Annotated in this window: 10 protein-coding genes; 2 read left to right on the forward strand and 8 right to left on the reverse strand. The window is 66.5% G+C overall.

From position 1 onward, the window contains the following. Positions 1–91: 91 nt before the first annotated feature. Positions 92–343 carry a hypothetical protein gene (locus CR156_RS16265; protein WP_100553580.1) on the reverse strand — a complete coding sequence of 84 codons (252 nt, stop codon included), beginning with the start codon at positions 341–343 and terminating at the stop codon, positions 92–94. Between the two features lie 428 nt (positions 344–771). After that, complete coding sequence (gene rodA / locus CR156_RS16270) at positions 772–1,848, reverse strand: rod shape-determining protein RodA (RefSeq protein WP_207764220.1); 1,077 nt, start codon at positions 1,846–1,848, stop codon at positions 772–774. Positions 1,849–2,271: 423 nt separating this feature from the next. Here rodA (CR156_RS16270) and CR156_RS16275 point away from each other — a divergent pair, with 423 nt between their 5' ends. Continuing rightward, a complete protein-coding gene (locus CR156_RS16275; protein WP_100553581.1) occupies positions 2,272–2,682 on the forward strand; it encodes a hypothetical protein in 411 nt (136 codons plus the stop codon). Between the two features lie 275 nt (positions 2,683–2,957). Here the strand turns inward: CR156_RS16275 and rodA (CR156_RS16280) are convergent, their stop codons facing one another. From rodA (CR156_RS16280) to CR156_RS16300, 5 genes are all read right to left on the reverse strand, one after another. Continuing rightward, positions 2,958–4,070: a rod shape-determining protein RodA gene (rodA, locus tag CR156_RS16280; RefSeq protein ID WP_100553582.1), complete on the reverse strand. Its 1,113-nt coding sequence runs from the start codon at positions 4,068–4,070 to the stop codon at positions 2,958–2,960. Continuing rightward, positions 4,067–6,145 (reverse strand): penicillin-binding protein 2, encoded by a 2,079-nt coding sequence (mrdA, locus tag CR156_RS16285; protein WP_100553583.1) that lies wholly within the window; start codon positions 6,143–6,145, stop codon positions 4,067–4,069. Before mrdA ends, rodA (CR156_RS16280) begins: the two co-directional genes overlap by 4 nt. 3 nt (positions 6,146–6,148) lie before the next feature. Then, entirely contained in the window at positions 6,149–6,634 is a 486-nt protein-coding gene (mreD, locus tag CR156_RS16290; RefSeq protein ID WP_099820622.1) for a rod shape-determining protein MreD, read from the reverse strand. Beyond that, on the reverse strand, positions 6,631–7,785 hold the full coding sequence (gene mreC / locus CR156_RS16295; protein WP_100553584.1) for a rod shape-determining protein MreC: 1,155 nt from the start codon (positions 7,783–7,785) through the stop codon (positions 6,631–6,633). The genes mreD and mreC overlap by 4 nt, the downstream gene beginning before the upstream one ends. A 121-nt stretch (positions 7,786–7,906) precedes the next feature. After that, a complete protein-coding gene (locus tag CR156_RS16300) occupies positions 7,907–8,953 on the reverse strand; it encodes a rod shape-determining protein (protein WP_025877255.1) in 1,047 nt (348 codons plus the stop codon). 282 nt (positions 8,954–9,235) lie between these two features. Here CR156_RS16300 and CR156_RS16305 point away from each other — a divergent pair, with 282 nt between their 5' ends. Beyond that, positions 9,236–10,174, forward strand: coding sequence for a carbohydrate kinase family protein (locus tag CR156_RS16305; RefSeq protein WP_049463859.1), 939 nt, complete (start codon positions 9,236–9,238; stop codon positions 10,172–10,174). Between the two features lie 213 nt (positions 10,175–10,387). Here CR156_RS16305 and CR156_RS16310 read toward each other — a convergent pair whose 3' ends face one another. After that, the gene (locus tag CR156_RS16310; RefSeq protein WP_100553585.1) at positions 10,388–12,361 is read right to left on the reverse strand and encodes an LTA synthase family protein; all 1,974 of its coding nucleotides are present in this window, start codon (positions 12,359–12,361) and stop codon (positions 10,388–10,390) included. Positions 12,362–12,547: the final 186 nt, after the last annotated feature.

Here is a 12,547-nt window from a genome sequence, read left to right on the forward strand (position 1 = left end):
GCGCGGCTGCCGCTCCCCAGTGGCAGTGCTCCGCGCTCCTTGTACCTGTTGGATCAGTACTGCTTTCCCATCCGACGCCCCTCGCGCTGCATCAAAGACGGCGCGCCATGCCGAACGGGCCGCCATTGTGCAGGCCGATTGCGACAAGTCCATTGATCAGGATCAACGCGGCGTCAAAATGTGAATTGGCGCCCACTTTTGATGGAACTTCGTCAGCGGCCATGCTGCTGTGCGGCGTTGTGGGAACGATTACAGAAATGCGCTTGCGCAGATTCATGCGTGCATCGGCGGCGAAGGTCGGCGAACGGCGCAGCCCCTCGTGGGTGGCCGCAAAGCGATTCATGGGGGGGCCGGGTAGATGGACTGCGCAGGGGCCGCTGCAAGTACGTCCCTGTAAGCTCGGTCGCCGCATCCATGCGGCTCACGCCCCTGCGCAGCCCATCTACCCGGCCACGGACACGTTCCTGTGGCGTCCACCCACGCAAAGAGAAAAGAAGAGCAAAGAGCAACAGCGGGTCGCTTCGCTCTGAGCCGGGTCGGCCACGCTGCTTTTGCTTTTGATCTTCTTTTTCTTTTCCGTGGGCTGGCCGTACTCGGGAACTGTCAGGGGCCGGGCGGGTGGGCTGCGCAGGGGTGTCTGCGGCATGGATGCCGCGGACAAGCCCCCATGGATGGGTTTACGGCGTCCCCTGCACAGCTCACCCGCCCGGCCCAATCGATGAATCGCATTGAGCGGCCCACCCGCGAGGGGCTGCGCCGTTGGCTGGAAAGCTACGCGTGTACCGGCCGGTACCCGCGCACCGCCATCACCAGACCGATGCCGGCCAGCAACGACACCGCCGAGGTGCCGCCGTAGCTGATCAGCGGCATCGGAATACCCACCACCGGCAGCAGGCCGGAAATCATCCCGCCGTTGACCAGCACGTACACGAAGAACGCCAGGCCCAGGCTGCCGGCCAACAGCCGCGCGTGCGTGTCGCGTGCCTGCACCGCGATCGACAGGCAGCGCCCGACCACGAACAGATACAAGGCGAACACCGTCACCACGCCGATCCAGCCGAATTCCTCGGCCAACACCGAGAACGCGAAATCGGTGGTGTACTCCGGCAGGAAATCCAATGTCGCCTGCGTACCGTGGCCCCAGCCACGCCCCTGCAGGCCACCGGAACCGATGGCGATGCGCGACTGCAGGATGTTCCAACCGGTGCCCAACGGATCAGCCGCCGGATCCAGGAAGGTCAGCACACGGTTCTTCTGGTACTGCCGCAGCAGCCCGAACCACGCCAGCGGCGCCGCCACCGACACCGCACTCAGGCCGGCCACCACCCAGCGCCACTGCAAGCCAGCCAGCAGCAATGCAAATACGCCACTGGCCGTCACCAGGGTAGCGGTACCGAGATTGGGCTGCATCAGGATCAGCACCGCTGGCACCCCGATCAATACTGCTGCCGTCAGCACCGTGCGCGGTGACGGCGGCAGCGGCTGACGGTGCAGATACCAGGCCATCATCAACGGCAGGCTGAGTTTGAGCAGCTCCGAGGGCTGCAGGTAGAACACGCCGAGGTTGAGCCAGCGTTGCCCGTATTTACCGGTACCGATCACATACACCGCCATCAACGGAAGCATCGACAGCGCATAGATGGCAGGTGTCCACGCGCGCAGGCGCAGCAGCGAGACCCGCGACAGCAGCCACATCGCTAGCAGACCCATCGCAAAGCGCATCGCCTGCCCTGCCACCGGTCCGTTCACGCTGTGCAGCACCGCAAGGCCCGCACCCATCAGGATCAACAACGCCACCAGCAACGGCAGATCGATCGTGCGCACTGCCTCACAGCAGCCGCCAAGCATTCGTTTCCATTTCACCCGTGGCACGGTAGCAACCGGCGCTTTCGCGAAGCTGTCAGCGCTGTTTGTCGCTATCGACACCGCGCGTGGCGGATGCCTTTGGCCTGCGGATTTTCCGGGTTTCAAACAATTCTGATTGGAGCCGCAAGGGCCCCGTGCACATCATGTAGTGCCACCGACAACGGGTGGCACGGGACTCCAATCCCGTTGACCCAAGTGTTGTTTACGCTTGCCAGCCGGCGTCGCTTTCTCCTTGTTGAGCGGCGTCGGCTGGCAATCCGTCCGTGCGTCTTTGGCGGACGGTGCGTGGAGGGCCTTGTGCCCGCCGGCGCTTTCACACTTGGTCACCGGTATTGGAGCCACGCATCGTCCGCCACCCTCGCATGCACGTGGGGTGGCCCTTGCCTACCGCACAAGGATGCCGCCATGTCCGCTTCCACCTACCCGTACCTGTTCGCGACCTTGGGCGAGGCCGCCCACCAGCTGCCGGACGACATCGCCCGCGCACTGGAAACCACGCTCACCGCCACGCAGGCCGCCAACAGTCCAGGCAACCCTACCCTGCTGGACTGCCTGCAGCGCATCCGTCAGGTTGAAGCGGCGGATGGTCAGCCGTGGCCACACAAGGGGCGAACGCAGGCGCAGTGCATGGCGATGGCACGCATCGACCGCGCCAATGCCGGGCTGACCTTCCTGCTGGAACTGCTGCACGCCAGCGAACGCGTGCGCGTGGACGGCGACGACACGCAGCACCTGGGTGACGACGCCCGCGAAGGGCTGCTGCTGGCCTGCCGAGGCCTGTCGGAATATGTGGATGTGCAGCTGCAGGCGGCGTGATGCGTGCATTCCTGAGCCGAGCATGGCTCGGCACTACAAAGAGCGAAGCGACCCGCTTCTGCTCTGCTTTATTTCTCTTTGCGTGGGTGGCCACCGCAGAAAACTGTCGGGGTCCGTGCCGGTGGGGGGCGCAGGGGTATCCGCGCCATGGATGGCGCGGCTAAGCCTACAAGGACGTATTCACGGCGTCCCCTGCGCCCCCCACCGGCACGGGCCAACGCATGAAGCCCGCCGTTGATCGGCCACCCACGAGGGGCTGCGCCGATGGCTGGAAACTACCCATACCCGCCATGCACCGGATTGTGACGACGCACCGCCATCACCAACCCGAACCCCGCCAGCAGCGACACCGCCGACGTACCGCCGTAACTGATCAACGGCATCGGCACACCCACCACCGGCAGCAGGCCCGAGATCATCCCGCCGTTCACCAGCACATAGACGAAGAACGCCAGCCCCGTTGCGCCGGCCAGCAACCGCGAGTACGAGTCGCGCGACTGGTTGGCGATCCACAGGCAGCGCCCGATCACCACCAGATACAGCGTCAGCACCAGCGCCACGCCGATCCAGCCGAACTCCTCGCTCAGCACCGAGAACGCGAAGTCCGTGGTCTGCTCGGGAATGAAATTCAGGTGCGACTGCGAGCCTTCGCCCCAGCCCTTGCCATCGAAACCGCCGGAACCAATGGCGATCTTCGACTGGATGATGTTCCAGCCCGCGCCCAGCGCATCCATCTCCGGGTCCAGGAACATCATGATGCGGTCCTTCTGGTACGGCCGCAGCAGCCAGAACCAGGCGACGGGTGCGACCGCGGCCACACCGCCCACGCCCAGCCCCACCCACCACCACGGCAGGCCGGCCAGCAGCAGCACGAACACACCACTGGCGGCGATCAGCACGCCGGTGCCGAAGTCCGGCTGCAGCATCACCAGCCCGGTCGGTACGCCGATGATCACCATCGCCACCAGCACCGTGTTGAAGCGCGGCGGCAGCGGCATCTTGTGCAGGTACCAGGCCACCATCATCGGCAGGCTGACCTTGAGCAGCTCGGCCGGCTGCAGGTAGAAGAACTTCAGGTCCAGCCACTGCCGGCCGTACTTGCCCGTGCCCAGCACGAACACCGCCAGCAACGGAATCATCGAGATGGCATAGATCAGCGGCGTCGCCGAGCGGATGCGCAGGATCGGCACCCGCGAGATGCCCCACATCGCTGCCAGGCCCACGGCAAAACGCACGCCCTGCGCCATCACCAGGCCATCGCCGCCAGCACTCTTCAACGTCGCCAGGCCGATCACCATCAGCGCGCCCAGGGCGAGGCACAGCAGCCAGTCGAGGCTGCTGAAGAACCGCTGCAGCATTTCGCCGGCCCAGCGCAGGAACTCCTTCATCGCGCAGCCTCCGCAGCAGCAGTCGGGCGCGTGCCGGCCGGCACGGTTGCCGCAGAAGGCGCACCGGGCGCAGGTGCCGGCACAGGCTCCGGCGCAGGAACACCGATCAGTACCGGATGCTCGGCCAACTGCGCGGCGGCGATATCGCCGGCCTGGCGTGCGCCCACGTCTTCATTGTCGAAGGCAGTCGCACCGATAGCAGTAGTGCCGCGCTCGCTGTCCAGCGGCTGCATGCCCTCAGGCATCTTGCCCAGCAGCCAGGCATCGAAGATCTTGCGCGCGATCGGTGCGGCCGCCGCGCCGCCATAACCGCCGCCTTCCACGGCGATGGCCAGCGCGATCACCGGCTGCTCGGCCGGCGCGAAGCCGACGAACAGCGCACGGTGGCGCAGGTGCATCGGCAGGCTTCTGGGATTGACCGCGGCGGTGCCCTTGCGGCTGACGACCTGCGCGGTACCGGTCTTGCCCGCCATCGTGTACGGCGCGCCGGCCGCCATGCGTGCGGCGCTGCCGCCGGGAAGCATGGTGGCCATCATGCCTTCGCGCACCGCCTGAAGATTGTTCGGGTTGGGGCTGACCGGCTTGCTCGGGCCGGGCTCTGTCGCCACCCAGTCGCTGTCGAAACCAGCACGCTGCTGCATCACCAGATGCGGCGTGCGCAGCTGGCCATTGGCCAGGCCGCTGACACCACGGGCCAGCTGCAGCGGGGTGACCTTCCAATCGCCCTGGCCGATGCTGATGTTCACCGTGTCGCCGGGATACCAGGCTTCCTTGCGGCTCTTCCGCTTGTAGGCCGGCGACGGCAGGATGCCGGAGATCTCGCCGGTCAGATCGATGCCGGTCGGCTGGCCGAAGCCGTAGTACTCCATGTAGTGGTCGAACCGCTCGATGCCCAGGTCCAATGCCAGCCGGTAGTAGTACGTATTGACCGACTGCGCGATGGACTTGCGCAGATCGGTCCAGCCGTGACCGCCACGGTGCGAATCGCCCCAGCCACGCGAGGTGCCGGGCAGGTAGAACATGCCGGTCGACAGCACCTTGTCCTCCGGACGGCGAACGCCCGAATCGAGGCCGGCCAGGCCGATCAACGGCTTCAGGGTGGAACCGGGAGCGACGCCGCCGAGTACCAGTCGATTGAACTGCGGGCGCGACGGGTTGTCGTTGAGCGCCTTGAAATCGGCATGCGAGATGCCGTTGACGAACAGGTTCGGGTCGTAGGACGGCAGGCTGACCATTGCCAGCACTTCACCGGTTCGCGGGTCCATCGCCACGGCCGAGCCTTCCTGATCGCCGAAGGCGGCCACCATCGCCCGCTGCAGGTCGGCGTCGATCGACAGACGCAGGTCGGCGCCGGACTGTGCGGCGACACGGCCGATGGTGCGGATCGCGCGGCCCTGCACGTTGGTCTCGACCTGCTCGTAGCCGACCTTGCCGCGCAGTTCCTGCTCGTAATAGCGCTCCAGGCCCGACTTGCCGATGTGGGTCAGCGCGGCATTGCCTTCGCCGAGGATCTCAAGATCCTTGTCGTCCACGCGGCCGACGTAACCGATGATGTGCGCGAACAGGTCGCCATAGGGATAGCGACGGGTCAGGTACGGTTCCAGCTCGACGCCGGGAAAGCGCCAGCGGTCCACGGCGAAGCGCGCCATTTCCTCATCGCTCATGCGCAGCTTCAGCGTGACCGGCAGGAACTTGCGGCGCGCCTTGCGCGACTTGTTGAACGCTTCCAGTTCTTCCGGGCTGATCTGGATGATCTTCGCCAGCCCTTCCAGGGTGGCATCCATGTCCTTGACCTTGTCCGGGGTGACATCCAGGCGGAACGCCGGCACGTTCTCGGCCAGCAGGCGGCCGTTGCGGTCATAGATCATGCCGCGCCCGGGCACCACCGGCCGCGGCTTGATGCGGTTGGCTTCGGATCGGGTGGCGTAGATGTCGTGGTCCAGCACCTGCAGCTTGAAGTACCAGCCGCCCAGGCCCAGCAGGCAGACCAGCACGCCGAAGAAGCCCAACGCCGCGCGGCGCCGGAACTGTTCGGCTTCGGCGTGCGGATTCTTGACCTGGCGGCGCGGCAGCATGGCTCAGCGCCCGCGCTTGCCGAAGCGCACCGCATCCAGCAGCACGAACACCAGCGGCCACAGGCCCATGCCGAGCAGCGGTGCCCACCAGTACGACCACGGCAGGGTGGGCTCGCCCACCATGATGTGGACCAGCGCGCTGACGATGCGGTCGTTGAACAGCAGGCCGCCGATGGCCAGCATCTGCTGCGACATCGGGAAGAAGCGGATGCGCGCGCGGAAGCGCTGCAGGATGAAGGCCAGCATCACCAGCCGCAGCGCCTGTTCGCCCAGCACGCCGCCATACAGCAGGTCGGCGACGACGCCGCTGGCGAAGGCGATACCGAGGCCGACGCGCTCGGGCGCTTCGATCACCCAGTAAGCCAGCACCAGGGCCAGCCAATACGGACGCAGCGGCTGCAGCAGCGCCGGCAACGGCAGCAGGCCCAGCAGCAGGGCCACCACCACGCTGGCCGGCAGCACCCAGCGGTTGTCGCGAAGGCGGCTCATCGTTGCGCCTCCGGTGTGGTCGGCTGAGGTTGAGTTTGCTGCGGTTGCCGGCCAGCGGCCGGCACTACCGTGGAGCCGGCTTGGGGAGAGCCCCCCTCTTGTTGAGGGACGCGCGCCGAAGGCGCGGGGGTGAGGTGGGATGCGGGGGCAGCCGGCCTCGTCGCAGACGAGGACGGTTGCTGGCCAGCGGCCGGCACTACCGGGGTGGGCTGCGTACCTGCAGGCGTGGTGCCGCTCGGCAGCGCGGTGGCATCGGCAGGGCCACCGGGAGCACCCTGTTCCATCTGCAGGCGCAGGTTCGGCGGAATGCGGATCGCAGCGCCGGGGCGCAGCAGCAGGACATCACGGCCGCGATCAAGCTGCGCGGCCGGCTTCAGTTCCCCCACCAGGAAGGCATGGGTATCGTCCGGGCGCAGCCCGGTGATGGTGCCGACCGGGAATCCCGCCGGGAAGCGACCGCCAAGGCCGGAGGTGACGATCTCATCGCCTACTTCCACGCCGGCGCTGAGCGGGATGTCGCGCAGTTCCAGCTTGTCGCCGCGGCCGTAGACGATCAGGCGCACGCCATTGCGGGCCACGGTCACCGGCACCGCGTGGTCGGGATCGGTCAGCAACAGCACGGTGGAGCTGCCCGCGGTCACGCTGATCACCTGGCCCATCAGGCCGCCGGAATCGATCACCGCCTGGCCGACGTGCACGCCTTCGCGGCTGCCGGCGTCCAGCACCAGGCGCTGTTTGACCGGGTCCAGGTCGATGTCCAGGATCGGCGCCAGCTGCACGTCCAAACCACTGCGCTCGGCCACGTTCAGCAGTTCGCGCAGCTGCGCGTTGTCCAGCGCGGCGGTCTGCAGACGGGTCAGGCGGGCGTTGGCCAGCAGCAGCTGGTTGCGCAGTTCGCGGTTCTCGGTCACCAGCTGGCCGTGGCTTGCGGCGGTATCCCGCACCTGCCCGCCGAGCTTGCCGGGCAGGCCGGCCAGGGCCCACACCGGCTGCACCAGGCTGTTGGCCTGCTCGCGCAGACGCGCCAGCCAGCCGGCCTGGTCGTCGAGGACGATCAAGGTGATTGCCAGTGCGAGATAGGCCAGCAGCCGTAGCGGGCTGGCGGCATCACCGGATCGGGAAGCGACGGGAGGTCCGGCGTAGGGCGGCACGGCAGCGATTCAACTGGCAGAAGGCGGAAGGGAAACACGCGGGCGCCCCGCCGGTGCCGACCCGCCGATGTGGCGGGCCGCACCCCGGAGGGGCGCTGCGGGCGCAGGCAGCCGGGACGGCTTATTCCGGCGCAAAGAACTCGTTGCCGTGCATGTCGACCAGTTCCAGCGCACGACCGCCACCGCGGGCCACGCAGGTCAGCGGGTCGTCAGCCACCTGCACGTGCAGACCGGTTTCCTCGGAAATCAGGCGGTCCATGTCGCGCAGCAGGGCGCCACCACCGGTCAGCACGATGCCGCGCTCGGCGACGTCGGCGCACAGTTCCGGCGGGGTCTGTTCCAGTGCCAGCTTGACCGCGCTGACAATGCCCGACAGCGGCTCGTGCAGCGCTTCAAGCACTTCGTTGGAGCTGATCTTGATCATCTTCGGCACGCCCTCGGCGAGGTTGCGGCCGGAGATTTCCATCTCGATCGCTTCCGCCTGCGGGTAGGCACAGCCCAGTTCGACCTTGATGCGCTCAGCGGTGGCTTCACCGATCAGCATGCCGTGGTTGCGGCGCACGTAATTGGTGATCGATTCGTCGAAGCGGTCACCACCGATGCGCACCGAAGCGGAATAGACGATGCCGTTGAGCGAGATCACCGCCACTTCGGTGGTGCCGCCACCGATGTCGATGACCATCGAGCCACGGGCCTCGGTGACCGGCATGCCGGCGCCGATCGCGGCCGCCATCGGCTCTTCGATCAGGAACACGTCACGGGCACCGGCCTCCTCGGCCGATTCCTTGATCGCGCGGCGCTCGACCTGGGTCGAGCCGGCCGGCACGCAGACCAGCACGCGCGGGCTCGGGCGCAGGAAGCGCGACTTGTGCACCTTCTTGATGAAGTGCTTGAGCATCGCCTCGGTGTAGGTGAAGTCGGCGATGACGCCGTCTTTCATCGGGCGGATGGTGGTGATGTGGCCCGGGGTACGGCCGAGCATCTGCTTGGCCTCGGCGCCAACGGCTGCCACCGACCGGGTACCACCAATGGCGCGATCCTGGCGCACCGCGACCACGGACGGCTCGTTCAGCACGATTCCCTGCCCACGCACATAGATGAGGGTGTTGGCCGTGCCCAGGTCGATGGACAGGTCATTGGAGAACATGCCGCGCAGTTTCTTGAACATCTGGGAGTTGATCCTGAGGGGTGTCGCGCCCAACGCGGGATGGCGAAAAAATGGGCAGAAATCGAGGTCGACAAGCCTAGCAACCTGCCTGCCGCCGAGCAAGGAGAAATCCAGCTGAACCCGCGCCTTCACAGGCTTTCGGCCTGATCGGGCATCACCCGGTTCTGGCCCTGAGCGGCACCAGCGGGTAACCTTTGCGCCGTCGGGCGCCCAAGGGCGCCGTTTGCTTGCCTGCCGAAGTGGGCCGGCCCATCCCAAAATTCACCGCATAGGCTTACATCGATGTCCGCTCTGATCTGTGGTTCTCTTGCCTTCGACACCATCATGGTGTTCCCGGACCAGTTCAAGAATCACATCCTGCCGGACAAGGTGCACATCCTGAACGTGTCGTTCCTGGTGCCGCGCATGCGCCGCGAGTTCGGCGGCTGCGCCGGCAACATCGCCTACAACCTGCACCTGCTGGGTGGCGATCCGATCCCGATGGGCACGGTGGGTTCGGACTTCGGCCCGTACCGCGAGCACTTCGATGCACTGGGCATCGACCTCACCCGCGTGCGCGTGATCGATGAGCTGTTTACCCCGCAGGCGTTCATCACCACCGACCACGACAACAACCAGATCACCGCCTTCCACCCGGGCGCGATGATGCGTTCCTACGAAAACCACGTGCGCGACGTGCCGGGCGTCAGCCTCGGCCTGGTCGGCCCGGACGGCCGCGAAGGCATGATCCAGAACGCACTGGAATTCCACGAAGACGGCGTGCCGTTCATCTTCGACCCGGGCCAGGCCATGCCGCTGTTCAATGGCCCGGAACTGCGCGAGTTCATCGAGCAGGCCGATTACGTGGTGGTCAACGACTATGAGTCGAACCTGCTGCAGGAACGCACCGGCTGGAACGAAAAAGAGATCGTCAGCCGGGTCAAGGCCTACATCACCACCCGCGGCCCGAAGGGCGCGGTGATCCACACCCCGGAAAAGAGCTACGACATCCCGCCGGCGCACGAGCGCCGCGTAGTCGATCCGACCGGCTGTGGCGACGCCTTCCGCGCCGGCCTGATCTACGGCATCCAGAAGGGCTTCGACTGGCTGACCATCGGCCGCATGGGCAACCTGATGGGCGCGCTGAAGGTCGAGCACCCGGGCACCCAGAACCAGCGCTTCACCTTCGATGAGTTCAACGAGCAGTTCAAGCAGCAGTTCGGTTACGCGCTGAGCGTGTAACCAAACTGCCCGCGCACCCGCTCGGTGGGTGTCGACCTTGGTCGACACGCTGCGCCCTGGTAGGTGTCGACCTTGGTCGACACTGCCGGCCAGCGGCCGGCACCGCTCTGGTAGCGCCGGGCCATGCCCGGCGGCTTTCCGACCAGACACCTTCGGCTCCGGATGCAGCCCGCGCTGCGCGCTCGCCGGGCATGGCCCGGCGCTACCCCCGGCTCAGGGCTTGGCCTTCTCCGGCAAGCGGTACAGCTCTTTTTCGTAGGCCAGCGTGCCCCACATCGCGTAGGCATGTGCACGCCTCGCCAGTTCCGGCCGCAGTGCCTGCGGCTGCAGCTGGTCGCTCGCAGGATCGTAGCGGAAGCCCTGCGCGGGCTTGTCCGGCTGCAGGATGGCCACATCGTTGCCCTCCATCCACGCCAGATTGCGGTCGTACTGCATCAGCGCGCGCCCCGGCTGCAGCCGCTGCAGGTCGGTCAGGTCCTGTCCCACCGTCGGGGTCGGATCGGCAATGCCCAGCAGGGACAGCAGCGTCGGCGGCAGATCAATCTGGCTGACGATGCGGGTATCGCGGCGCGCCTCGATGCCGCCGCCGAGGATCAACCCGGGAATATGGAAGTTGCCGATCGGCACCATGTTCTTGCCGAACACCCGCGAATCATGGTCGGCCACCACCAGGAACACGGTGTCCTCCCAGTACGGTGAGGCCATCGCCTTGCGGAAGAACTCGCCCAGCGCGTAGTCGGCGTATTTGGCGGCGTTGTCGCGGGTCTGTTTCGGCTGCTCGTACAGGTCGATGCGGCCGTCCGGGAACTCGAACGGATCGTGGTTGCTGGAGGTGAACACCAGGCCGAAGAACGGCTTGCCCTGCGCTTTCAGCTGCCGGAACTGCTGGTCGGCCTGGCCGAACAGGTCTTCATCCGACGCGCCCCAGGAACCGACGAATGCCGGCTTGCGGTAATCCTTGCGATCCACGATGCGGTTGAAGCCATTGGCGAGGAAGAACTCGCGCATGTTGTCGAAATGGCTTTCGCCGCCGTAATAGAAGCCGGTGTCGTAGCCATGCCGCCCCAGCACATCGGCCAGGGTGAAGAAGCGCTGGCGGCTGGCGGGCAGCTTGACCACCGATTCGGCCGGCGTCGGCGGGAACCCGGTCAGTACCGCCTCGATGCCGCGCACCGAACGCGTGCCGGTCGCATACAGACGCTCGAACGCCCAGCCCTGTGTGCTCAGGCGGTCGTAATTGGGCGACAACGGCCGTCCACCGAGACTGCCGATGAACTGCGCGCCCAGGCTTTCTTCCAGCACGATCACCAGATTGCGCGGCTTGCCCTGATACTGCGGCGGACGCAGCGCCAGGCTCGGCAATGCGTCGGAGACATACGCCGATGCCGGCAGGCCGCTGCTGGCGCGCAGTTCGCTGACCACCTCGGCCAGCGGCAGGTCACCGTAGACGCGCGAGGTTTCGCTGCGGGTCGCCAGCTGCCGCGCGGCATAGCCGACGGTGTACAGCGAATTCAGCGGCAAGGCATTGATGGTCGGGTCGGTCGAGAACGCCACCAGTGCCGGATTCAAGGGCCGATGACCCAGGCTGGAACGCACGCCCAGCGCCGCCAGCAGCAGCACCAGGAACGCCAACGGCAGCCGCCACAGCCATCCCGCTTCGACTGCGACCATCGGGCTGTTGCCGACCCAGCGCCGCGACCCGCGAAGCAATGCCCAGAACAGCACGACCACCGCGGCAACTTCGATCACCACGGCCAGCAGATGGCCGCGCAACAGCGTCATCCCGACTTCTTCGGGATAGATCAGATATTCCAGGAACAGGCGATTGGGGCGCAGGCCGTACTCGGCCATGAAGCTCGGCGTGGCCAGCTCCATGAACACCAGCAGCACGCTGGCCAGGATCAGCCACCACCGCAGCAGATGCCGCCACGCGCGGCCCACGCGTCCTTCCAGCGGCAACAGCAGCGCCAGCACCGCCGGGATGCCGTACAGCAGGCACAGGGTCGACACATCCACCCGCAGCCCCTGCAGGAACACCGTGGCCCAGCCGTCAGCAGCACTGACCCGCGCGGCGTGCCACAGCGCCAACCCCAGTCGCGACAACGACAGGGCGACCAGGCCAAACAGGAAGAAGGCGGCAATCGGACACAGACGCCGGTACAGCGACACCCACACAGCTCGGAGCATGAAAGGAATCCAGAAATGGAGCAAAGGACACCCACGCCCCATCCTTGGCAGCGGGCCACACCGGACAACGTGTTACCCGACACAACCACCAGCGCAGCGAAACCACTCGCCGGCACCTTCAACGCCTACTGCGGCTTCGACCAGGCCGCGGCAGTGAGCGGCGACGGTTCCCCAACCGCCTCCGCT

Origin of the sequence: Stenotrophomonas lactitubi (genome assembly GCF_002803515.1) — a bacterium.
Taxonomy (GTDB): Bacteria; Pseudomonadota; Gammaproteobacteria; order Xanthomonadales; family Xanthomonadaceae; genus Stenotrophomonas; species Stenotrophomonas lactitubi.